Here is a 24,025-nt window from a genome sequence, read left to right on the forward strand (position 1 = left end):
ACATCCCCGCACGAGATCCCGCCCATGCCTCTGCCTACCAAGTTGCTCCGCGTTGCAGCGTTTCTGATTCTTGTCACCACAACCTGCGTCGCGGACGATCTGCGGGTCGGAGTGGCCGACGTCGATATCACGCCATTGGAGTCGTATCCGATGGCGGGATATTTTCACGAGCGGTTGTCGACCGGCCAGCGGGATCCGTTGCGAGCCAAGGCGATCGTGATGCGTGACGGCGATACCGCTTGTGCTGTCGCGTTCTGCGACATGGTCGGCGTCGCACGCGACCTGTACGAAGAGGTCCGCGGTCAGGCGGCTAAAGCGACGGGGATCGATCCGAGCCAGATCGTTGTTTCGGCAACCCATTCGCACACCGCGCCCGACTACTTTGCCGAACTGTATCGGGTTCAACAGCAGCCCGATTCCGAAGCTGCCAAAAAGAGCTATGCAAAACACTTGAGCAACCAGATCGTCGCGGCGATCGTGCAGGCCAACGCCGCCGCAGTTCCGGTCAGCATCGCCTGTGGGCAAACCAATCAGGAGACTCCCGTCGCGTTCAATCGACGGTTTGTGATGCGCGACGGCAGCGTCGCCACATGGCAGAACTACCGCAATCCCAAAGTGGTCCGCGCTGCCGGTCCGATCGATCCGGAGATCGGGTTGCTGATGTTTCGCTCGGCCGCCGACGATCAACCGCTGGGCGTCATGAGCAACTTTGCGTTGCACTTGGATACTGTCGGCGGAACCCAGTGGAGTGCCGATTTCCCGTTTTACATCGAACAAGCGCTACGCAAGCAATTGGGCGAACAAACCATCTCGCTGTTTGGAACGGGAACCTGCGGCGACATCAATCACTCCAACCCCAACCAAAAGGAACGGAACAAGTGCGATATGATCGGCGGTTCGCTGGCGACAACGATCGTCGACGCCTTGCCGACACTCACCAAAATCGAATCGCCGCGTCTGCAGGTTTCGCATGCCGTGGTCCAGCTGCCGCTACAAGAGGTTTCGCCACAAGAAATCGAACGAGCCCGGCAATTGGTCCCCGCCGCTGAAGCGGGTGAAAAGATCGCGATGTTGGATCTCGTCGCCGCTTACAAAGCGTTGCAGTTGGATCAACTGCGGCACCCGAACCCCGTCTCCGATGTCACGCCTCGCCGCCAGCTACACAGCCTACGTGGTGTCGGCGCGTCGCTGCCGGTCGATGTGACCACAATCGCGTTGGGAGATCAAGCGGCGATCGTCTTTTTGCCCGGCGAGGTCTTCGTCGATATCGGTCTGGCGATCAAACGTGGCTCGCCTTACCCAACGACGCTGGTCGTCGAGCTGTCCAATTGTATCGAAACGATGTACATCCCCACGCGCGGCGCTTACGCGGGGGGCGGATACGAAGTCATCAACTCTTCGGTCGCCGCGGGCAGCGGAGAGATGTTGATCGAATCGGCACTGACCCAGTTGCGACAATTGGCGACGCCAGCCCAATAGCGACCCCTTGCCGCGACACGGCTATAATTTGCGTGATCGTCCGCCGGACGATTGTGCTCACCCCCAACAACCCCAAGAGTCATTCCCATGTTGCGTACCCTTTTCCTGCTGCTGTTGGCATCGATACCTCTGTCGGCCGGAGCGGCCGAAAAACTGAAGGCCCTGATCGTCGATGGTCAAAACAACCACGGGGCTTGGCCCAAGACAACGGTCATGATGAAGCGGTATCTCGAAGAGACCGAACGTTTCACCGTCGACGTGCAACGGACCCAATACACCTGGAACGGCGGCAAACTGTTGGACGAATATCCGTTGAACGACGGACGCAAGTACCAAAGCCTCAGCAAGCCGAAGTCCGACCCCGACTTCAAGCCAACCTTTTCCGATTACGACGTCGTGGTCAACAACTTCGGCCACAGCGCTGCGGCTTGGCCCAAGGAGACGCAGGTGGCGTTGGACAAATTTGTCCATTCCGGCGGCGGGCTGGTTGTGGTGCATGCGGCGGACAACGCGTTCTCCGAGTGGCCACAGTACAACCAGATGATTGGGCTGGGCGGCTGGGGCGGCCGCAACGAGAAATCGGGGCCTTACGTGTTTATCGACGCCGATGGCAAAACCGTTCGCGATACGTCGCCTGGGCGAGGTGGAAATCACGGCCCGCAGCACGAATACCAGATCGTCGTCCGCAATCCGGACCATCCGATCACCCGCGGCTTGCCCCGTTCGTGGATGCACACCAAAGATGAACTGTATCAACAATTGCGTGGCCCAGCCGACAAGATGACGATCCTGGCAACCGCCTTTGCCGCGGAAGACTTCAAAGGGACCGGACGCCACGAACCGATGATGATGACGATCGATTACGGCAAGGGACGCGTCTACCACACGCCGATGGGACACGCCGATTATTCGATGGAATGCGTCGGGTTCATCACGACACTGATCCGCGGAACCGAATGGGCCGCGACCGGTGACGTCACCCTGACCGAAGTCCCCAAGGACTTCCCGAGCTTCGACAAGGCGAGCAAGCGGTCGTTCGAATGAGTCAACGGTATTTTGTTCCCGATCTGATCGGCCACCCAAGCGTTGCCCTGACCGACGATGAAGCGCATCATGCCGCCGGCGTGATGCGGGTCAAGCCGGGGGCGACGCTGACCTTGTTCGACGGCCAGAACAACGAAGCCCAAGCGACCGTCGAATCGGTATCTCGCAAGCGCGTGGAATGCCGGATCGATGAGATCGGCGAGGTCGATCGCGAATCGCCCCGGATGCTGTTGATCGCTGTGGCGCTTCCCAAGGGGGATCGCGCTCGCAGCGTGATCGAAAAAGCTGTCGAGCTGGGAGCGCACGGCTTCGTGCCGATCGTCTGCCGCCGTTCGGTCGCTCGCCCCAGCGATGGCCAACGGAAACGGCTCGAACGTTACGTGATCGACGCCAGCAAACAGTGCGGGCGGAATCGATTGATGCAGATCGCCCCGGCGATCGCTTGGTCCGAGTTTGTCACCGCCGACACGAGCGCGTTGTTCGACGGTACGACGATCGATCCGCTGGCCGATGTGCAGCGGATCGTGGCCGACCCGACAGGCGTTTCAGCCGACCCGAGCGGCCAGCACCCGGTGTTGTTTGCCGTCGGTCCCGAAGGAGGCTTTGATCCCGAAGAGATCGAATCGGCGCTGGAGGCGGGATGGTCGACGATTTCGCTGGGGCCGCGGATCTTGCGAGTCGAAACGGCGGTCGGCGCCCTGCTGGCGATCGCTCAGTGAACCAGTTGCGGTTCGTTGAACGACGCAACATTCGGCGGTCCCATCAACGATTGACGTAGCGTTCCGGTCGCGCGGCCGAGATCGATCTGGGCAACGCCGTAATTGATCTGCGACTGCAGAAGCGAATTCTCCGACGCTTGCAGGCGATCCTGAGCGCGGAGGATGTTGTCCAGATAGAGATCGGTAAAGCTGGTTCCGTCGGCGAGGTACCGCATCCGAGCGTTGACGTAGTTGAGGTCTTCGTGCGCCGAGACGAGGGCGCGGCCTTTGAGATCGAGATCGGTGGCGGCCTGGGCTGTCGCCAGCCAGCGGTCGCGAACCTCCAAAGCGATATCGGCCGCGACGCCCTGCAGATCGGCTTCGAAGCGTTTTAGATTGGCGATCGTTTGGCGTTGGCGCGCGTTTGCGGCGCGGTTGTAAACGGGGACTTCAAACGTCAACCCGCCGCTGAATCCTGGATTGGAATCGACGAACTGATCGCGGAAGGCGTCGCCAAAATTCTTGTCGCCGCGAAGCGATGCCGAATAGGTCGACAGCACGAGGTTCAGGACAGGCAGCAATTCGTTGTCGGCGACGTTGTTTTCGATCGCCGCCGATTGAATCTGCTTCAGTGCCCGCCGCACCTCGGGGCGATAGGCCAGCCCGACTTCGACATCCTGCTGCACGTCGCTCGCTTCACCCGTTTCGGGCGGCAGCGTCGTGGTGACGAATTCAAAGCCTTGCTGTTGAGCGTAGTTGGAACCAAAGATCTCGCGGAGCAAAGCTTCTTGAGCCCGAACGACATCGTATTCCGCCGACACCGTCGCCGCGTAACGCGATGCGACAGCGCTGCGGATGCGGTTCATGTTGTCCTTACCGGCATCGATCTGCTGACGCTTCTCGACGATCTTCAACAGCTTGTCGGCGCGGTGCCACGACGCACGGGTTTGGACAAACCGGCCGCGGACGCCAACCAGGTTCCAATACGCCACGGCGACCACTTGCAACTGCTGCTCGATCCCGGCCTGCAGATCTTCGACGGAAACCTGATGGGCGAACTTCGACAGTTCGACCGGACTGGTGTTCACTTGGTAACCAGCACCGCGCAACAACGGTTGGGTGTAATCGATCGACAGGCGTTGGTTGGCTTGATCCGGCGGGGTGAAAAAGCTGGAGTTGGAGTCGCGGAAACCTGTGCGATGCGCGATCTCGAGATCGCCGCCGAGTCGATTTCGCTGACGGCCGCCGAAGCGGGTGCCGTAATCGTTGACTTCCAAACGGCTGGCGGCACCGGCCAGCGCGTCGCCTACGGGGTCGTCATCGTGAGCCCAGATCGATTCGACAAACACCGTCCAGTCGAATCCGGCATCTAGCCGAGCGACCTCGTAACCGCGACTGTCGACCTCCGCCGTCAACGACAGCAGTTCGGGCGAGAACCGCAGCGCCGCGCGGTACGCATCTTCCAGCGTCATCGCTTGAGAGCGATCGAACCGCAACAGTGGTTTGCGAACTTCATCATCCCACCACTTGCCATCGCGTTGCAGCGACGGCTGGGGATCCACGCGATCGACGACGACGCTGGATTCTTCCGATGGTGGCGACGCATTGCGCGGCGGAGCGATCGCTTCGATCGGAGCGGTCGACGGCTGGTCCGCTGCCGGTGTCTTGGAGACGCTTTCCAAAAGCGCTTCGAACTGGGGCAACGGTTGCGATGGGGACGTTGCGGGTCGAGGGAGATCTTCGGCAACCGCATCGGTCCGGGGGGGAGCGATCGTCTCGCGTCGCATTGGCGGTACGTCGGGGATCGCGATTCCGGTGATCTCGCTGCCGAGCCGCGGATCGGAGCGAGGGGGCAGCGGCGCGACCTGCAACGGTTCGTGAGGCTGGTTGTCCAAATTGGGCAGCCGGAACGCGTCGTAGAGACTTGGGCCCGCTCCTTGCGATTCACCGATGATGTGCGGCAGTCGCGTGGGCTGTGGCTTCTCTACCTTCGGAAGCCGCTGGGTATGGATGACGCCTGGAGCCTCGTCGACCGCGTCGGGCGAGGTTGCTGGCACATCGGGCAGCGGTTGCTGCGAAGCGTCGGCGTTTTCCGCTGGCTGCAGCTGGATCGCCGGCAGGTCGACAAGCGGTGGCGGTTCGAGCGAATCGGTTGCGGGAACTTCTTCCGAAGGCAATGCTTCGGTTTCTACAGGCTGCGACGGAGCGGCTTCCTGCGGTGCATCTGCGATGTCTTGCGTGAGCACCGAATCGGGGGACCGATCGCTGGGAGAAGGCGTTTCGTCTTCGGGAGGCGTTGGTCCATTGAGAGCCATCGATAGCCGGACCGCTGCTGGAGTGATGGTGGCAGACGGTTGGGGCGCCTCCGGTTCGCGAACCCGTTGAACGATCTTGGGCAACGGTCTGCCAAGGGCGGTTGCCGCGTGGCGCGGCGGCGTGGGGGCGGGACGTCCCAGAGCGGCTCGTGCCGCAGCGGGCCCGTTGACGGGGGCGGCACGATTCCAAAGCTGCATGCTCTGGTCCGAACCGATCACCGGAGCCAACGGATAAACTGGATCGCCAGCCGCTGCAAAACCCAGCGGCAGAGCGATCGAGAGCGTCGCGATGATCTTATGAATAACCTGCATCGATAACCTGGCAGAATAGACCCAGCGGAACTTGGTGTCCGACAATCGTGTCCATTCTGTTATCGATTACCACGCGAACCGATTGCATCAATTCTACCGGGCAGATCGAAGAGCTTGCCCGGGAACTGAGGCGTGTCCGGTCTGCGGCAAGTTTGCCGGTTATCGCATCAAGCCATTGTCGCGCGAGGCAGATTGAGGAACCGAATCCGAACCGGTCGCCGCCTTGAGCGCCGCTTTGACCTGGCTGTCGGTCAAGATATCGGGCAGAACGATCGGATTCTTGGGATCGCCGGCCGGATAGATTGCCAGCAATGGAATCGACGCGCTCTTCAGCTCGCTGAGCTTCGCTTTGATCTCGTCGCTCGGTTGGCTCCAATCGGCTTTCATCGGAACGACGTCGTGCTGTTGCAACGCTTCGGCCATCGATTCGGTGTTCAGCACGCTGTTGAAATTGTAGATGCAGGTCGGGCACCAGTTGGCCGTAAAGTCGACCATCACGGTTTTGCCCTGCTTTTGCAATGCTATCAACTTCGCTTCGCTGTACGATTCCCACTTCATGATCTCCGCGGCGGGAACCAACAGGTGGAACATCAACAGGGTCAGCGCGATCGCTGCGCTCGCACCGGTGCACCAGGCGGTAAACCGCTTCTGCATCGATTCCCAGTTCGGCACGCGGCCGATGATCCAGCAACCGAACCAGACCGCGATCAGCATCCCAAACACAGCGGCCCGGTATTCATCGGGGACACCAGCGAACAGATAGACAACCGTTCCCAGCAGGAAGAACGAGAGCCCTTGCTTCAGGGTCTCCATCCATTCGCCCGGCTTGGGCAGCCAAGCGATCGTGCTGGGGAACAATCCGATCAGCAGATAGGGCAACGCCATCCCCAGTCCGATCGCCGTGAAGACGGCGACGACAACGACGTTCGACTGCGTCAACATGAACCCGAAGACAGGGCCCAGAAACGGACCGCTGCAGGGCGTGGCCAGGACCGTCGAAAAGACGCCCTTGGAAAACGCACCCGCGGGGCCTTCTTTACGCTGTAGCGCGCCGGCCGAACTGTTGGTCGCAAAACCGGGCAGTGGGATCTCCCACGTTCCCAGGAAACTGAGGGCCATCGCAAAGACGAAGACCATTAGCCCCAGCCGAAACTGGATGTAAGTGTATTGTTCACCCCACGAAAACGATTCGCCGTAAAAGGTGCGAAAGCCGATGGCGACGGCTGCCAGGCACCAAAAGACCGACAGCAACCCGAGGGTATACCAAAGGTTCAGCGAGAGGATTTTGCCGCGATCCTGGCCCGCTTGTTCGACAAACGACATCACCTTCAGCCCGATCACCGGCAGCACGCAAGGCATCAGGTTCAAGATCACGCCCCCCAACAAGCCAAAGGCGAGCGCCAGCGGGATGCTGAATCCGCTTCCCCCCTCGGACCCAACGCTGGCCGACAGGTCGTCGACCCAGTCGCCAACCGCGGCAGCTTCGGCGATCTCGCGATATTCGAGCGAGGTGATCGCGACGGGAACCGCCGCATCGGATGTTTCTTTGCCCAGCGTGATCGTCGCCGTCAAGCGAATGCCACGCCGTTCCAAGCAACTGCTGTCGGTACACGCTTGGTAGCCGACCATCGCTTCCAACGGATACTCACCCGCTTCGGCAGCCTTGTCGACTTGAATCGGCAGCGTCCAGGTCACATCTCCTTCGTGATACGCGATCTCGGCCAAGCCGGGAATCTGTTGATCGCTGAGTACCGGTTCGGTCGATGCCGTCGGCGAGCCAACCCGCAACGCATTTTTCTTGGTCACGAGGATGACCGTCGAGAAGTTGGCATCGACGGTCGAAGACTTGTACAAATGATAGCCATCATCGACGGTCGCGCGGACGATCAATTGAGCATCATCGCCGGGGCGAACCTTGCCCGGCAACAATTCGGCACTCCAGGAGACAACCGAGTTTTCGTCGCGGAACTCACCGCCGGCCATCGGCGGGGCGTAGCTGCCGGTGAACTTTGCCGTCAGCGTCTCTTCGACCGGCAGGCAGGTGGCGTCTTTGCAAGCTTGGGCGTCGACGATGATCTGCAACTCGCTGGACGACGGGTTGGCCGGATCGGCGAACTGGATCGGCGCCGTCCAGATGACCTCATCGACATGGTCTTCCACTGTCACGCCTTGGAAGATCTCGGGGGTCGATTTCTGTGGAGCGGTGTTGGGGGTGAACGGTCCGAGCAGTTTGACCGGGCTGCCTTCGCCCAGTTCCAGTCGCGTTCGTTTGGGGCCGCCGGCGGGCTGAGTGACCGAATAGAGATGCCAGTCCTTCGCCACAACCGCTTTGACATGAACGCGGCCGCGATCGGTTCCCTCGGCCTGTTCGTAGGTCGCTGTCAGTTGAACTTCTTTCTCGACAGCCCCCAACTTCAGGCCCGATGGCAATTGAGGGGCGAGGTTAAATCGTCGATCGGTTTGAGCCAGGGCAGGGACAGCCAGCGCGAGCAGGCAGATCAGCGTTGCCAATCGAGATCCGTGGTTTACCATAGTTTGACACTTCATATTGGGTTTTCCCCGAGACGACTGGATAGTCTGGGTGTTCGACGCTGCCCCTACAGAGACAGAAAATTTTACGGTGCCGACAAAAACAGGGTCAACAGCTTAGTCGGCGCGATCGAACGTTTTTAGTGTGCGTTAGCACACATTACGTTTCGTTCGCGGCCCCAAAAAATCCATAGAACTGCATCAACTGACATATATCTGCGCTGCGGGGGCTACGGGAACAGCATTTCCGCCCGATCGACCGCTTCTCGGAAGCGATCGGCCGCTTTTTCCGCTCCCGCATCAAACCTGCGGTTCTCTACGCATAGCCATTGGGTCCAATTTGCCGACGCTATCAAACAGGTGGCAGCATCCAATAAGGGGATTAGGCGTTCGGAAGTGGCATCCAACGGTTGGATCCGGCGGTACGCAGCGATAGCTGCATTATACCACTGCAGAGGTATTCCCCCACAGCTTCCCAGAAATCTGGCCAGGTCGGTCGCCGGCGTGTCGATTCGGACGGCGTCGTAGTCGACGATCGCGGAAACCGATTCCGTCGCGCTGCCTAGGTTGTCAAACAACAGATGTTCCAGGTGGACATCGCGCAGCACCCATTGGGTTTTCACGCCGACCGCCGTCGCTTCGTGTAAGCGATAGCGGATCGAAAGATGGTTCGCATTCCAGAGTGCCGTCGCGCGATGGGCCAGCGATTGCAGTGGCGGTGGCGAAGCGAGAGCCCGGGCAAATGGATTGTCTTGCAGCAGTTGGTCGATCCGCGTGATCCGAGCCAAGACCGCCGGAGCGACCTGGTCTTGGCAATCGACCGCGGCAAGGGATCGATGGATCGAGGCGATCGCTGCGGCCGCCTGCTCGATCCGCTCGACCGATAGTTCGTCGCGTGAAAGGCATCGCCCAGGCATCCAACGCGTCAGATCCCAGACACCGTTGTCGCTGACGATTCGCGCGGGAGCTCCCGGTTGGCAGCCGACCTCGGGGACCAGCACGCATCCGCCGGATCGAGCGGCGGTCATAAAGCGATGCACCTGATCGACGCGCGCGATCTCAGTTCCCAGCGGCCACCGTCGCAGACAATAGCTCGTCCCATCGACCTCGACGCGATAGACTCTCGCGCCGCTGAGTCCCCAGCCGCTGGCAGCCGGTTCGATCTGCGTCGCCCCTCGCGGCGCGAGCAACTGGTGGAGAATCGATGCGGGGATTTCGTTCATGCGAGTCAGGTCGGTTGCAGAGCCAGGACAAAGCCTTGATTCTATCGATCGCAACCGCCGTCGCTTAGACCAGTTCGCGGATCGGTTCGATTCCCTGAGCGACAGGGTACTGAGGTCGCCCGCGGAGATCGAACTCGCGGACCGTGTTCAGGTCGATGCCGAGGTTGTGGTACAGCGTCGCCAGTATCTCTTGGAATTGAATTGGCCGATCGACCGCGTATTCGCCCAAACGATTGGTCGAACCGATCACTTGGCCGGTTCGCATTCCACCGCAGGCCAAAAGGGCTGTCGAAACGCGAGGCCAGTGGTCGCGTCCCGCGTTGGCGTTGATCTTGGGCGTGCGACCAAATTCACCCCAACAGACGACCGAGACATCTTTGTCGAGATTGCGTTCAACGAGATCCTGGATCAGGGCGGCGAGAGCTTGGTCCAGCATCGGCATGTCCTGGCGAGCCCGTTTGAAATTGCCGCCGTGCCAATCCCAACGACTGAAATTCAACGAGACGACGCGGGCTCCCGCTTCGACCAACCGCCGCGCGATCAACAGATTCTCGACCATCTTCGGCGCCCCGTCGGCACGGAACTCTGAATCCCCGGTGCCATACCGCTCGACGATCGCGGGATCCTCTTTCGACAGATCCATCGCGTCGGCCAATTTGCTGCTGGTCAGGATTCCCAACGCTTGGTTGGTGAAGGCATCCATTCCGTCCATCGCGCCACTGCTGTCGAGTTCCCGCTGCAGAGAATCGATCGATTTCAGCAGGCCCGCGCGATCCTGCAGTCGTTCGAGCGTGATGTCTTTGAGAACCATGTTGTCGATCTTGGAGGTTTCGCCTTTGCCACCCATCAATCGAAAGGGGGCATGAGCCAAGCCCAAGAAGCCGCCGGCGCCCGGTTCGCCCCATGGGGTGTGACGCGTCTTGTACATCAGGCTCACGTGTGGCGGCATCGCGTTGCCCGCTGGGCCTTGCAGTTTGCTGACCCATGCGCCCATCGAAGGCCATCCGCCGGCTGGTTCATTGTTCCGAGCGTCCCAACCGGTGACGCACTGGTCGCTGTAGTGTGGTCCCTTAGCACCAACGACCGAACGGATGATCGCGCAATGCTCCATCTGCTTGGCCAGCTTGGGAAACAGTTCGCAGATTTCGATCCCCGGCACGCTGGTCCCGATCGGCCGGAACTCGCCGCGGATTTCGCTGGGGGCATCCTGCTTGAGATCCCACATGTCTTGATGGGGCGGCCCGCCGGGAAGGAAGATATTGATGACCGCTTTGTGCGAACGATGCCCTTCGCCTTTTGCCGCTTCGGCCTGCAACAACTGGGGCAACGAAAGCGTCCCGAGCGTCATCCCGCCGACCTTGATGAAGTTACGACGCGAGACACCATCACAATACTGACCAGCACCGCCGGATCGGCCGAGAATCGTTAACATCGCAGAAGGCTCCACAGGTAGGAACGAACAACATCGATGTCGTTCGCGCGTGGTTGAGGGTCGTTTGCGCTGACCGCACGTTGGGGGGCGGGCAACCTAACGCATATCGTAACGGCCACTTGCCCGCCGTACAACAAACGAAACTTGTAGATTCGTACGGTATTTTACGAGTGCTAGCATCGATCCCCCGGTTCGTAGCGAAACAACAGGGCATCCAGGAACACGCCCACGCCCCCCACCAAGCGACACGTAAACACCAGTCCAGGTATCCATGGATCACTAGCCAGGCTCGATAATTGACGCGGTGTCGCGTGCGTGCACAACTTACGCATGGGGGACGAAGCGTCCGCGCATTCGTCCGAATGCAGGGCTTCGGAGCGGACCGATTTTAAGCCCCATCGGGGACGCGAATGTTCGGTAAACGCTTTGGTTGCGATTGCAGATCCACGTCCCTTCCAACCGACACTCAATAAAAGATCGCAAGAGTGGGCAATCTGGCGGAAGTCCAACTGCCGAAGCGGTGGATTTGAAATGACCCTATTCGGGAGTTTTTCAGGTCGACAGGTTTCCTCGATCGCATTCGGATTTGCCTTCCACAGAGAAAGACTCTCGAAAAATGCAGTACGCTCCCCCTCCCAACCGCCGCTTCCCCGCCATCGTACCTTACGCATTGCTCAGCGGAATCGTCGTCCTATGTTGCGGCGGTTTCTACCTTCGCGAAGCGGGCCATCTGAAGAAGGCATTGTTAGCCAACGAGCGAACGGGGATCGATGCTTGGGCCCAGCACGTGCAATCCAATCTGCGTCCGGTCGCCGACGATCTACGCCAATGGGCCAACGACCCCAGCTTGTTCGACTTCGTGACCGAGGGGATTCCCGACGATCTACAGCGGGCGACGCAACAGGCAGTGGTCTTCAGTCGTCTGAAGCCCGAATACGACCAGATCCGCTATTTGGACCTGCAAGGGCACGAGGTCCTGCGGGTCAACCGACACGGTCAGGTCGTGCCCGGGGAGGAACTGCAAGACAAGTCGGCGCGCGATTACTTTCTCAAGGCATCGACGTTAGCGCGCGGGCAAATGTATTTGTCGGCGATCGATCTGAACGTCGAACACGGCCGCGTCGAACAACCGTTCCGTCCGATGCTGCGACTTGCGATGCCGATCTTCGACGACGCGGGAACACGTCGCGGTGTGTGCGTGATCAACTACTTTGCCGGTGGCGTGTTTCACTGCGTTGAAGAAGTGCGACCGGACGTCGCCCATCGGTTGCGTTTGCTGAATCAACGCGGCTATTGGCTGAAAGCTTCGGGCCCCGAACTGGAATGGGGATTCCTGTTCCCCGACCGCAAGATCCTGCCCTTGGCGAAAACCGATCCAACGCTGTGGAGACGGATTGAATCCGAACCGCGGGGCCAGGTCCGAGGGTCCACCGGAACATTGACGTGGCAAAAAGTCGACCTACAGAAAACGATCGCCTCCCCTTCCGATTCGGTGATCGCGGAAGAACAGTACTTGATCTTTGCATCGGAGCTCACCGATCAAGAGTATGCCGAACTGTTAGCTCACCCGCGGACCCTCGCGGGCCTGATCACGCTTGTGCTGCTGGGACTGACCACGGTTGCCTATACGATGTATCGGTCCAAGCAACAGGCGACCGATGCGATGCACAGCAGCCAGCAGGATCTAGAACAAACACTCGACTCGATGGACGATGCCCTGCAGGCACGCGAGGCGGCAGAAGCGGCCAATCAAGCGAAGAGCGAATTCCTCGCGTCGATGAGCCATGAACTACGGACTCCGCTCAACGGCATCTTGGGGATGAACGAACTGTTGTTGAACACCTCGTTGACCGATCGACAACGCCAATTTGTGCAAGCAGGCGACACCTGTGGCAAGGCGTTGATGCAGCAAATCAATGACATCCTCGACCTCTCGAAGATCGAAGCGGGCAAACTGGAATTGGATATCCAGACCTGCGATCTCGAATCGTTGGTCTTCTCGGTCGCAGAGGTCTTCTCCCACATGGCCCAGAAAAAGGGTTATTCACTAGATTGCCAGATCGATTCCTTGGCCTGCGTCAAGGTCCGATGCGATGGAAATCGGTTGCGGCAGATCCTGGTCAACCTAGTCAGCAATGCCGTTAAGTTCACCAAATCGGGTAGCGTCACGTTGCGGACGCAGTGCGTTCGCCGGCAAGGCAACGAAATGCGGCTGCGGTTTTCGGTGATCGATACCGGAATCGGGATCCCCAGCGATCGACTCGATCGGCTGTTCAAGCCTTTTTCGCAAGTCGACCGCTCCGCGTCACGTGAGTTTGGCGGGACCGGGCTTGGACTTTCGATCTGCAAACAACTCGTCGATTTCATCGGTGGAACGATCGGTGTCGATAGCGAAGTGGGTGTCGGTTCGACCTTCTGGTTTGAGATCGAAGTGGAAGCGAACGTCGAAACCGAAGTGATCGCTCAACGGCGGCGCGCACTGGCTGGGATCTGTGTCGTATCGGTCAATGAATCGATCGATTCGCGGCAACAACTTTATGAAAGCCTGCGGACCTGGGAGTGCCCTTTCGAACGCTTCACGTCGCTGGCCAAGGCCCAGCATGCGATCGAGCGGGCCGAACAGCAGGGGCGTCCCTTCTCGCGCGTGTTGGTCGATTGCCAAACGGTGACCGAAGAAGGGTTTGGAGAATTACAGCGTTTCGCCCAAAGCTGCCGCTTGCCGATCATCGGACTGGGGACCGATCTCGACGACGACGCGCGGAACCGCTTGGCGGAACTCGGAGTGGAAAATATTCTGCTGGATCCGATCCGACCCAGCACGCTGTTCGATGTACTGGCCGTCGCAATCGCCGTTCCCGCGGAACCCACCGCGCAGTCCACCGCGTCGCAACCTCACGCCCAGACGCCACAAAAATCGTTGTCGGCACACATTCTGGTGGCCGAAGACAACGACATCAATCAGATGTACATTCAAGAACTGCTGCATCGGATGGGCTGCTCCTGTGACATCGCCTACAACGGCGACGAAGCGTTGACAGCGCTCGAGACTCGCCACTACGACATGGTGTTGATGGATTGCCAGATGCCCGAAATGGATGGCTTTACCGCCAGCCGAGAAATCCGTCGGCGCGAGGCGACGGGCAAACGGGTCGGTCACCTACCGATCATTGCATTGACGGCCAACGCGATGAAGGGGGATCGCGAACGCTGCATCGATGCAGGCATGGACGAATACCTAAGCAAACCGATCAAGCTGGACAAATTACGAGACATGCTGACGCGGTTTACGATCTGAGTTTTGCGGGGCAAGCAAACAGAAAGCTTACCGAGGCCTCCGTTTCCAAGGCGAGCACATTTGGCCACGTTGCTCGTCCCCACATTTCGCAAAGGTGTTACAAAGTTTGAAATCGCGCGATGGAATCGGATCGCAAAAAAATTGCATGGGGTGAATGTGACCTAGTCTTCGAAAGACCCAAGGGAGCAGAACCACATGAACGTTTTGGTTGTTGACGACGATTACATTTCGCGAACTGCTGTTGCTCGAACGCTGGAAAAAGGGGGCTATCAAGTCACCACAGCGAACGACGGGCAGATGGCGCTCGACCTCTTTCATCAGCATCACTTCCAGATGGTTGTTACCGACTGGGAGATGCCTCGGATCAGTGGCATCGAATTGTGCAAAGCGATTCGCAAGCTGAGTCCGCGTCGCTACATCTATTGTATTATCGTCACAGCACGCGACCGCGCGGCCGATACCGCAGCGGGCTTCGCGGGAGGCACCGACGATTACATCACCAAACCGTTCAATCCCCATGAACTGCTGATGCGTGTAGGCGTAGGCCGCCGGATCGTTCAATTGGAATCGGCCAACATGACGATCTTCGCGTTGGCCAAACTGGCCGAATCGCGCGATCCAGAAACCGGTGCGCATCTCGAGCGAGTCCAACGCTATTGCCGAATTCTCGCCGAACACCTGCAAAGGAATCCCCGGTTTGCCGACAAGGTCAACGACGACTATGTCGATCTGATCTGCCGCACCAGTCCGTTGCACGATATCGGCAAGGTCTCCATCCCCGACAATATTTTGCTGAAGCCGGGACGCTTGACCAAAGAAGAATTCGATGTCATGAAGACCCACACCGTGCGCGGCGCCGAAACGATCGAATCGTTGCTGCACGAGTTTCCCAACACCTGCTTCCTGAAGATGGCGTTGAACATCATCATTTCACATCATGAAAAATGGGATGGCAGTGGATACCCACACGGATTAGTCGGCCAGCAGATCCCTTTGTGTGGACGAATCATGGCGATTGCTGATGTATACGACGCCCTGACCTCCAAGCGTGTTTATAAAGAAGCGTTCAGCCACGAACGCGCCAAATCGATCATCGTCGGCGATTCGGGAACACATTTTGATCCCGATATGGTCGATGCATTTGTGGCGATGGAAGAAGAATTCGTCACGATCGCATCGCGGTTTGCTGAACCCCTTTCACCGAACGTGACACCGCAAACGGACCTGTCTCCCGTGCCGACTCCAACAAGTGGTACGATCGAAAATGCGACGATCGCTCCGATTGCCTCCACTCCACCCAGCCTAGAACCCGCCTGAGCTGATCGCGGCACTGCCGTCATGGAACTCATCGAACGAAGTGTTGAGCACGATCACGTCGTTGGCGACTCGATCGCGACCGATCGCAGACTTGTTTGATCCTCGACACGGCAAAACAGGTCGACCAATGCCGCGTGCAGTTGCGTTTGCCCGATCGGTTTGGGCAGCGGGCGAACTTCCAACGTCTCTTCGGACAGCAAGGGGCTAACCGCTGACACGACCAACAGAATCGCAGCCTGCTGCGCCGCCAGCTGTTGCTGAATCACGGCGTTCAATGGTTGCTCATCCAGATCGTAAAACGCTTCGTCGGTGATCACAAGATCGTACTTCCGCCCCGCATCCGACGCTTGCCGCAGCCGATCCAATCCGATCTGGAGATCGGCTGCCGCATCGACCTCGATCCCCCAGTCGCGGATCGAATCGACCAGCATGCTTCGCACTGCAGCATGCGACTGAATCACCAATACGCGACGCGATTCGAAGCCGCGCAAAACGTGTTCGGCCACCGCGTCGTCGACGGTGTTGGTTCGACGCAAGTCGACCGTGAACCAGAACCGCGAACCGACTCCGACAGCGCTCTGCACACCGATCTGGCCTCCCATCGCTTCGACGATCGCTTGGCTGATCGACAGTCCCAATCCCGATCCTCCGTAGCGGCGGCTGATCGAACTGTCGACCTGAGAGAACGATTGAAAAACGCCATCCAGGCGATCGGCCGGAATCCCGATTCCGGTATCTTCGACCGAGAACAGCAGCCGCGCGTTGTCATCGCTTAAATGTTGCACCTTGGCGCGGAGCGTGATTTCGCCGCGCTCGGTGAATTTGATCGCGTTGGCCATCAGATTCACAAGCACTTGTCGCAACCGATGGCTATCTCCCGTCAGATGCAACGTGGTCGGATGGTCGAGATGGTGCAGCAGTTCGATATCTTTTTTCACCACGCGAGCGGGCATCGCTTCCATCAGGTCGTCGAACAATTGCAGCAGTTCAAACGGATGGTCATCCAGTTCCATACCCCCTGCTTCGATCCGCGACAGATCCAAGATGTCACTGATCAAAGTCAACAAGGCGTTGCCGCTGCTTTGGCATGCACTAACAAACCGTCGCTGGCGCGCATCCAAGGGCGAATCGGCTAACAACTCCGTCATCCCAATCACGCCGTTGAGTGGTGTACGCAGCTCGTGACTCATCGTCGCAAGGAATTCACTTTTGGCATTACTGGCTCGCTCGGCCTCTTCTTTCGCTGCAAGCAGCGACCGTTCGCTCTCCTTGCGTTGCGTGATGTCGAGCTGAGTGACGACAAAATTACAAAGCTCCCCCTCATCGTCAAAGACGGGATCAATTTTCGAATCGGTCCAATATCCACGACCGTCTTTAGCGTAGTGATAGATTTCCGTCGCCACACTCTGGCGTTTGCCCAGCGTTTCAATAATGTGAGCAATGGTATCCGGATCGGTGGCGGGACCATGTAAAACCATTTCCGGCCGCTTGCCGACCACTTCCGCCGAAGTGTAACCGGTCAACAGGGTAAACGCTTGGTTCACCCATTCGATCCGGCGAAACGCATCGGTGATGAAGACGGAGTGTTGGGTCTTGCTGGCAACCAACGACAACTTGGAAATCTCGCGATGGGAATCGTGCAGTTTGTCTTCGGCCCGTTTGCGTTCAACAAACAACGCAATCGTATCGGCGATCGCTGCGAGGCCCTCGAGCGTCTTCGCTTTTAGGGCACTCGTCGCAAACAGCGCCAAGACACCAACAACACGGTCCCCCACAATCAATGGGTAACCAGCAAACGCAACCATCCCCTCGCGTCCGGCCCACTCGGGCTGACCAATCTCGGGGTCGTTGGAGACATCGTTGGTCAGATGAGGTTGTCGTGTCGATGCGATCCGGCCAATTTTCAGACTGCCCACCGGAACGCGAGCGTGCCCGCCATCGATGTGAGTATAGATCCCCGCACTGGCTTGCAGATCGAGCATCATTTCGGTGTGATCGACTTTCCAGATCCGGGCGAAACTGGCCCCCAATCGATTCACCACCGCTTCGCAACACTGTTGCAACCCGGTACGCAAATCATCCGCGCGCGAGAGCGCAAGCCCAACGTCAGCCATCAAGTTGGCAACTTGGGTCCGTTCGGCAAGCCGGGCTTCGACTTGCTTCCGCTGCGAGATGTCGCGGACGAGCGCAACAAATCGTGGTGGTTCGTCGTGGGGCGCGACGTACTGGATCACAACGTCGACGGGAACCTCCACACCATCCTTGCGACGGTGCAGCGTTTCGAAACGTCGGGAGGATTGCGAATCGGAAATCAAATCATCGAAAAAATCGCTCAGCTGGGTGGAGGCAATCGAGACGTCGATGTCATAGATCGACATCTGCTTCAGTTCCTCGGCGGTGTAGCCGAGGTGTTCGGTCGCGCCGCGGTTGACGTAATAGAAGCGATAATGATCCGGCCGGAACATGAAGACGCAGTCATGGGTCTGGTCGAGCGTCGTCTTAAATTGATTCAGCTCCAATTCGTGTTGCTTCCACTTCGTCAGATCGACCTGTGTGCCGACCATCCGGTAGGGACGCTCCATGCCCGCGCGAATCACGGCGACCGCACGCGACAGCACGTGCAGGTACCGGCCGTCTTTATGTCCTATCCGACATTCGATTTCAAACGTATCTACCTGACCACTGATGCAACGCTCGATCGCTTCATGGACTCGAGGTTGTTCATCGGGATGAATCCGCGAAAACGCCCACTCACGATTGTTCTCGATCTCGTCTCTAGCAAACCCTAGCATTTCCAAGAAACGGGGCGAGTAGAAGATTTCGTCCGATTCGAGATTCCAATCCCAGATCCCGTCGTTGCTGCCGCGAACCGCCAAGTTCAATTGCTCGCGACTCAGCTGCAATTCGTCCTCCAACGCCAACTGCCGCGCCACCTGTTCCTCGGCAACGCGTTTGGCTGAGCGCAGCTCCGACGTGCGGACCGCGACCAAACGTTGAACATGTCGGGTTCGACGAGACAGATAGCAAACAAATCCGCTAGCCAACAACGAGACCAAAATCCCCGACGCCAGCGCCATCGTCGGAGTGCTGCTGCGACGTTTGCTGATGTAGTCTTTGTTCGCGGTGCAGTGCATCGTCCACTGCCGTCCGGCCAATTCAAAATCGCCAGCGTGCACCAACGAATTTGCCGATTGCAGGCCGTAGGGTCCGCAATTGGGACGCCCCATGCCATCGACTAAACGCGGCGCGCGGACATACGTGACGCGGTCCTCGGGCTTTGCTTCGGTCTCAAACAGCGTGATTTGGATCCCAACCGGAACCAGCGAACCGATCGCCTCTTCAAGCACCTGATCGATCCGTAGCTGCGCGACCACGTAACCTCGCAACACGGGCTCGTCGTCGGTCGACTCAAAGAAGATCGGATAGAACAATTGAACTCGCAACCCCGGTCGACCATCGGCAGGCAGTTCCGCCGCCGTTGCCGTGATCCGCGGCATGGCATCGGCGTCGTTCAGCGCCGCGCGAATGTGGGGACGCGCCAACAAGTCCTCCCCCAACACATCGGTCGGATCGCCCGGCGGATAGACAAACGTCACGGGCAGATACCGATCGCGTGCTTCCGCAATCCGATAGGTTCCGTCGGCCTGCCGCTCAAAAATTTCGTTAGCCGGAACGATCGGGTCTTCTTCAAATGGACGGCGAGTATATCCCGCCACGTTGCGAACCCATCGGACGCGGTCGATGCCGATGGCAGCCGGATCGACAGTCTCCAGAAACGCTTCGAATTCCGTCTGATCGACCACGGTGGAACTGTTGTACATTCCCTCGACCGACTCGATCAGGTCGATCGAACGCGCCACGCCCGCGTTAAAAACCGCAATCCGTTCGAGCGACGACGCATGAAACTCTTTGCCGATGGCGTGGTGTTCGATCGAGCGCATCGTCTGCCACAACGACCAACTGGCGAGTGCTCCCGAGACAAGGATCAACGCGGGCAGAATCCACTGCATCCATCGCGTGCCACGCAACTCGCTTGCTTCGGTGGGGCTTGTTGGAAAATTCATGACTTCGATGCGAAACAAAAAGCGTGATGGAACCCTAGCGATCGCGATCCGGTTTGCAGCCCGCCGCAGACACCGCGCGACCGACCGTACCACCGGATTCGATCCCCAGTGGCTCGCTGATCTGCTGCGCCGCGGGGTGGAATGCGATGGCACCGGTCGGTGCGCGAGCGACAATCCATCGCGTGATCCTTCGGGCGGATGCGATCACGGGGCCTTGCAGGACGACTTAAACGCCACCTATCCGTGGTGTTCCCTCGCACCGCTTTCGGTTCCTGAACGCACGTGTATCTCGAGCAAGCCGAATCCCGCCATAGTTCGGAGCCCTTCCGATTTATCGTCTCTGCTTCGGTCGGGTGCCTGTAAATCAGGCGCGATTCGGTTTGAGATTAAATTGCTATCGGCCTCATTGAGCGAAACCAGCCTCGCGACCGACACAGTCGCCCCAATCGTCAAACCGCCCAATTGGTTTTGCCCGTGGAAACAAAGCATGTTGAGAAGAAAAACGTATGGTTGCGGTGAGGTTCCTCTCAAGTCCATCCCTCGACAAACCAAACCACATGCCCATCCCAGACCGCCGCGATCCCCTCATGCAGGGCACGTCCCGCCTACTGCGTTTTGAGACGCGTCTGGCGCTATCGGCAAGTGCCACCGCCGATGTTCTGATGGACCTATGGGACATCGATCCGCTGTCGGGAGGACAGGCAGACGATGCCTCATCGTCGCAAACGTTGATGGACCAGGCACAGGACATTTTCCAAAACTATGGCCTCGATGGATCGGGGCAAACTGTCGCCGTGATCGACAGCGGAATCGCTTACGATCACGTCGCATTGGGCGGAGGTTTTGGCCCCGGATATCGCGTTGTTGGAGGCTGGGACTTTGCCGAAAACGACGCCAATCCCTACGACGATGGACCGTCGGGTTTTCATGGAACCCATGTCGCCGGAACGTTGGCTGGATCGAGCGATTCGTTTTCGGGAATCGCTCCCGGGGCGGACCTCGTCGCTCTCCGCGTGTTCGACGATTACGGTGGCGGCAACCTCGACTGGATCGAAGATGCGTTGGCCTGGGTACACGAAAATCGGTTCGCTTTCGAAAACCCAATCACGGCAGTCAATCTGTCGCTCGGGTCGGTCTTGCCAGCGGAGATGGCTTCGCAGATCCAAGCCCAGCTCGAAGACGAACTGAGCCTGTTAAAGGCTGACGGAATCATGGTCTTTGCCGCCGCCGGAAACGCCTTCGACGCCGACGCTCCGTCGCAGCTGGCCTATCCCGCTGCGAGCCCCAGCGTGACGCCGGTCGGCAGCATCGCGGGGGACGGTTCGCTCAGTTCCTTCTCCCAGCGAACCGACGGGATCCTGGTCGCCCCCGGCGAACTGGTCAACAGTTCGGTCCCCGATCACGTCCTCGGCCGCGATGGCCGCATCGACGACTTCGTCAACGCCACCGGTACCAGCATGGCCTCGCCACAGATCGCTGGCGCGGCGGTCTTGGTCCGCGAAGCGATGTTATCGGCGGGACTCGACGCCGACGGTGGCGCGGTCCTCGATCACCTTTACGACACCGCCGATCGATCGACCGACGACGCGACGGGGCTTACGTATTATCAAATCAATCTAACCCGCGCGATCGAACAATTGATCGTCGACGGCGGCGGTGAAGAACCCACCGAACCGCCTGCGCCAACCGACCCTCCCGTGATCGAACCCGAACCGATCGACGCCCCGGTGGAGGATCTCGGTTCGATCCAATGGACGCAGACCGAATTGGAAACCGGCCAGTGGTATACCGTCGACGCAGAGCGCGACGGCCTGCTGTCGATCGTTCGCGGCGATGAATCGGAAGCAGCGTTACCGATCGTGATCGAACGTGTCGTGGGAGATACGATCGTCGAATCGGGGAGCGCCACACAACGTCAATTCGACGTCAACGTGCAGGCTGGCGAAACGATCCGCTTCCGAATCGATTCCAGCGTCGGATCGACGCTGGCTGTCGAAATCGCCAACCTTGTCAGCGTTTCCGATGGGCAGGCGCGATTCACCGGAACCGATGCTTCGGACCAGGTCGAGATCGATTTGCGGAACGATGCGATGCTGAGGTTTGGAAATTTCGAATACCACTTTAGCCACGGCGAGATCTCCAATCTGCAGATCCTTGGCGGTGGCGGCAATGACACGGTCAACGTGATCGGATCGGAGGCTGTCGAAAAGGTAACCCTTCGCGTCGGCAGCGGCGAGATTGAAAACGCCTCCCTATTGGTTCAGATGTCGGCCGTAGAAAAGGTTTCCATCGAGGGGGGTGGAGGCTCCGACCGAGCCTACCTCTACGATTCCTCCGGCAACGACACGCTCTCGGCCAGCCCTGGCGATACAAAACTTTCGGGCGTCGGATTCGAGCACACCGTGACCGGGATCCGCAGCATCTACGTCCACGCCACCGCGGGTGGAAACGACACCGCATACCTATACGATTCGACGGGCGATGACCGCTTGGCGATTCGCCCCGAATTCACAAGCCTCCGAGGCGACGATTTCTTGAGCCTAGTCTACGGCTTCGATCGCGTTAACGCCTACGGCACCGCGGGGGGCAACGACACGGCCGATCTCTATGATTCGGCGGGGGACGATCGGATGAGTGCCAACGCGACGAACGCTTACATCAGCGGTCCGGGCTATTACAGTCAAGCGCGACACTTTGAATCGGTCGTGGGACACGCGACTGCGGGTGGTATCGACCACGCGACGATCTACGCCGATTCGGCCGATCAGACGCTGCACAACATCGGTGGCTTGGTTCAACTGGATGCTGGCGGAGGCGCGGTGCGCGCGGCTCAAGGCTTTGAAATTGCCGAGACCTTCCTGAACGGATCACCGATCATTGTCGCGCCCCAAGCGTTAGCTGTCGAGATCGACAGCGACCCGATCGAAGAACCGGAATACCGCGGCGTCGTGACGCTCGACGAAGACCCGACCGAACGATCGGTCTCCCAACGGGCCAACGAAATCATGGGTCTCGCCCAATCTCGGGTCCAAGGACCTAGCGACGATGAAGAGCGCGATCTGCTGGACCAATTGTTCGCCGAACTCTAACACGCTAGCGAAGCTTCGGATTTGCGCGCGTCGACGATGGGGAGAACTTAGGCCGATTGAGCTTGAACGCGAGCCATGGCGGCGCGGCGTTGGGCTTCGCGACGGCGATGCACCATGTCGTAGCGGGCCAGAACCAAGTGAGCGAGGTTGCCCATCCGTTGAGGTTCGTCGCGCGAGCTCGTTACAGCGAACGTAGGCTGGCCAGTGTAGCGAGAATCGACGGCCGAGCGACTGGGAACCGAAGCGACGGGAACGTTGGTGGGGACAGGAGCGTCGAACAGCATCAATTGAGTCATCGGATGGTCTCCAGTTCGTGGCACATGACAACAAAGCAAATGTCTTATGTCCACAATCATTGGCGACCGCCGTGACACGTCAGGTCACGCCGAACTGGAAGGCTGAGGAATTTCCGCCTGTAGCCCTAGCGATAATTCGATTTCCGCCTGGGGAATATCGAGCTTTTGCGAGATTTCTTCGGCCGAAAAGCCGATTGCAGCCAGCCGTCGGACCTTGCTGTAACTTGGCCCCGACGCCGCCGGTTTGCCGCTTTGCGCAGAATTTTCCAGCTGCAACGACCGCAGCTCTTCGACCCGCTGGTCGACGCGTCGAAGCAGCGATTCGACAACCAGGACCCGCGAATCGAGTTCGGCTTTCAGTTCGCGCTGCAGATCGAACATCGATGCCTGCCAACGCAGGACTTCCTTGGGGGCGTCTGCAAGCGGCGCTCCACGCACCGGCTTGTGGACTTCGGCTTGCTGTGCTTTCAGCTCCCGATCGACAGCCCGACTACGGCCCCGCATCTTGATGTTCCGCCGCACCAAGATCCATGCCAGCAGGATCATCCCCACAAGCAGCATCATTTGAGACAGGAACGATCCGGCTGCCAGCAACAACATCAAAGCACCATCGGAACGGAGATCGAAAACTCAACACGCGCACATCCCTAGTCATCGACGGTCAGCTAGCAACCGCGTGACCTCTCTGGCAAAGATTTCCGATCGCAGCGATTACGACAGTGGTGATGCGATGCGGTGACGTCGCTCTGCCAACGCAAACTCCCCGTCACAAGAGAGCCTCACTCGCCGCAACACCCCTCCCAACGGAGAGATGAGGGACATTCCGGTCGTAGCCGCTGGAGTGCCCTCACCACGTTTCCAGCCCAAGCCAATGCAACGGATCAGCCACGTGAGGGGCCGCACAAAAAATGCGCTGCCAAAACCAACAATCG

General features: G+C 59.0%; 14 protein-coding genes. 6 read left to right on the top strand and 8 right to left on the bottom strand.

Features of this window, described 5'->3' with window-relative positions; all coding sequences use genetic code 11:
• Positions 1-24: 24 nt before the first annotated feature.
• From Poly24_RS25550 to Poly24_RS25560, 3 genes are all read left to right on the top strand, one after another.
• Complete coding sequence (locus tag Poly24_RS25550; protein WP_145102250.1) at positions 25-1,479, top strand: neutral/alkaline non-lysosomal ceramidase N-terminal domain-containing protein; 1,455 nt, start codon at positions 25-27, stop codon at positions 1,477-1,479.
• An 87-nt stretch (positions 1,480-1,566) separates the two neighbouring features.
• Complete coding sequence (locus tag Poly24_RS25555; protein ID WP_145102252.1) at positions 1,567-2,523, top strand: ThuA domain-containing protein; 957 nt, start codon at positions 1,567-1,569, stop codon at positions 2,521-2,523.
• Positions 2,520-3,242 (top strand): RsmE family RNA methyltransferase, encoded by a 723-nt coding sequence (locus tag Poly24_RS25560; protein WP_145102257.1) that lies wholly within the window; start codon positions 2,520-2,522, stop codon positions 3,240-3,242. The genes Poly24_RS25555 and Poly24_RS25560 overlap by 4 nt, the downstream gene beginning before the upstream one ends.
• On the opposite strand, the gene Poly24_RS25565 is transcribed toward Poly24_RS25560, so the two are convergent.
• The 4 genes from Poly24_RS25565 to Poly24_RS25580 form a co-directional block, all read right to left on the bottom strand.
• Positions 3,236-5,848 carry a TolC family protein gene (locus Poly24_RS25565; RefSeq protein WP_145102259.1) on the bottom strand — a complete coding sequence of 871 codons (2,613 nt, stop codon included), beginning with the start codon at positions 5,846-5,848 and terminating at the stop codon, positions 3,236-3,238. The two genes, Poly24_RS25560 and Poly24_RS25565, sit on opposite strands and share 7 nt — an antisense overlap.
• 159 nt (positions 5,849-6,007) lie before the next feature.
• Complete coding sequence (locus tag Poly24_RS25570) at positions 6,008-8,395, bottom strand: protein-disulfide reductase DsbD family protein (protein ID WP_145102260.1); 2,388 nt, start codon at positions 8,393-8,395, stop codon at positions 6,008-6,010.
• Between the two features lie 212 nt (positions 8,396-8,607).
• The gene (locus Poly24_RS25575; protein WP_145102261.1) at positions 8,608-9,600 is read right to left on the bottom strand and encodes a phosphotransferase enzyme family protein; all 993 of its coding nucleotides are present in this window, start codon (positions 9,598-9,600) and stop codon (positions 8,608-8,610) included.
• 64 nt (positions 9,601-9,664) lie between these two features.
• On the bottom strand, positions 9,665-11,032 hold the full coding sequence (locus Poly24_RS25580) for a DUF1501 domain-containing protein (protein ID WP_145102262.1): 1,368 nt from the start codon (positions 11,030-11,032) through the stop codon (positions 9,665-9,667).
• A gap of 616 nt (positions 11,033-11,648) precedes the next feature.
• On the opposite strand from Poly24_RS25580, the gene Poly24_RS25585 reads away from it, so the two are divergent.
• Both Poly24_RS25585 and Poly24_RS25590 read left to right on the top strand, forming a co-directional pair.
• Positions 11,649-14,327 (top strand): hybrid sensor histidine kinase/response regulator, encoded by a 2,679-nt coding sequence (locus Poly24_RS25585; protein WP_145102263.1) that lies wholly within the window; start codon positions 11,649-11,651, stop codon positions 14,325-14,327.
• A gap of 195 nt (positions 14,328-14,522) precedes the next feature.
• Positions 14,523-15,644 (top strand): HD domain-containing phosphohydrolase, encoded by a 1,122-nt coding sequence (locus Poly24_RS25590; protein ID WP_145102264.1) that lies wholly within the window; start codon positions 14,523-14,525, stop codon positions 15,642-15,644.
• Between the two features lie 53 nt (positions 15,645-15,697).
• On the opposite strand, the gene Poly24_RS25595 is transcribed toward Poly24_RS25590, so the two are convergent.
• Together Poly24_RS25595 and Poly24_RS27240 are read right to left on the bottom strand one after the other, a co-directional pair.
• Positions 15,698-19,708, bottom strand: a complete 4,011-nt coding sequence (locus Poly24_RS25595; RefSeq protein WP_145102265.1) for a PAS domain S-box protein — start codon at positions 19,706-19,708, stop codon at positions 15,698-15,700.
• A 34-nt stretch (positions 19,709-19,742) separates the two neighbouring features.
• Positions 19,743-19,916, bottom strand: a complete 174-nt coding sequence (locus tag Poly24_RS27240) for a hypothetical protein (RefSeq protein ID WP_197452169.1) — start codon at positions 19,914-19,916, stop codon at positions 19,743-19,745.
• Between the two features lie 379 nt (positions 19,917-20,295).
• On the opposite strand from Poly24_RS27240, the gene Poly24_RS25600 reads away from it, so the two are divergent.
• Complete coding sequence (locus tag Poly24_RS25600) at positions 20,296-22,797, top strand: S8 family peptidase (RefSeq protein ID WP_197452170.1); 2,502 nt, start codon at positions 20,296-20,298, stop codon at positions 22,795-22,797.
• A 47-nt stretch (positions 22,798-22,844) separates the two neighbouring features.
• Here Poly24_RS25600 and Poly24_RS25605 read toward each other — a convergent pair whose 3' ends face one another.
• Together Poly24_RS25605 and Poly24_RS25610 are read right to left on the bottom strand one after the other, a co-directional pair.
• Entirely contained in the window at positions 22,845-23,093 is a 249-nt protein-coding gene (locus Poly24_RS25605) for a hypothetical protein (RefSeq protein ID WP_145102268.1), read from the bottom strand.
• Between the two features lie 84 nt (positions 23,094-23,177).
• The gene (locus Poly24_RS25610; protein WP_145102272.1) at positions 23,178-23,693 is read right to left on the bottom strand and encodes a DUF2802 domain-containing protein; all 516 of its coding nucleotides are present in this window, start codon (positions 23,691-23,693) and stop codon (positions 23,178-23,180) included.
• Between the last annotated feature and the right edge of the window lie 332 nt (positions 23,694-24,025).

The organism is Rosistilla carotiformis, from assembly GCF_007753095.1.
Classification (GTDB): domain Bacteria; phylum Planctomycetota; class Planctomycetia; order Pirellulales; family Pirellulaceae; genus Rosistilla; species Rosistilla carotiformis.

Excerpts from the sequence above, each read along its gene's own strand:
- Poly24_RS25550 (WP_145102250.1), top strand. The coding sequence starts at position 25 with ATGCCTCTGCCTACCAAGTTGCTCCGCGTTGCAGCGTTTCTGATTCTT.
- Poly24_RS25555 (WP_145102252.1), top strand. The coding sequence starts at position 1,567 with ATGTTGCGTACCCTTTTCCTGCTGCTGTTGGCATCGATACCTCTGTCG.
- Poly24_RS25560 (WP_145102257.1), top strand. The coding sequence starts at position 2,520 with ATGAGTCAACGGTATTTTGTTCCCGATCTGATCGGCCACCCAAGCGTT.
- Poly24_RS25565 (WP_145102259.1), bottom strand. The coding sequence starts at position 5,848 with ATGCAGGTTATTCATAAGATCATCGCGACGCTCTCGATCGCTCTGCCG.
- Poly24_RS25570 (WP_145102260.1), bottom strand. The coding sequence starts at position 8,395 with ATGAAGTGTCAAACTATGGTAAACCACGGATCTCGATTGGCAACGCTG.
- Poly24_RS25575 (WP_145102261.1), bottom strand. The coding sequence starts at position 9,600 with ATGAACGAAATCCCCGCATCGATTCTCCACCAGTTGCTCGCGCCGCGA.
- Poly24_RS25580 (WP_145102262.1), bottom strand. The coding sequence starts at position 11,032 with ATGTTAACGATTCTCGGCCGATCCGGCGGTGCTGGTCAGTATTGTGAT.
- Poly24_RS25585 (WP_145102263.1), top strand. The coding sequence starts at position 11,649 with ATGCAGTACGCTCCCCCTCCCAACCGCCGCTTCCCCGCCATCGTACCT.
- Poly24_RS25590 (WP_145102264.1), top strand. The coding sequence starts at position 14,523 with ATGAACGTTTTGGTTGTTGACGACGATTACATTTCGCGAACTGCTGTT.
- Poly24_RS25595 (WP_145102265.1), bottom strand. The coding sequence starts at position 19,708 with ATGAATTTTCCAACAAGCCCCACCGAAGCAAGCGAGTTGCGTGGCACG.
- Poly24_RS25600 (WP_197452170.1), top strand. The coding sequence starts at position 20,296 with ATGCAGGGCACGTCCCGCCTACTGCGTTTTGAGACGCGTCTGGCGCTA.
- Poly24_RS25605 (WP_145102268.1), bottom strand. The coding sequence starts at position 23,093 with ATGACTCAATTGATGCTGTTCGACGCTCCTGTCCCCACCAACGTTCCC.
- Poly24_RS25610 (WP_145102272.1), bottom strand. The coding sequence starts at position 23,693 with ATGTTGTTGCTGGCAGCCGGATCGTTCCTGTCTCAAATGATGCTGCTT.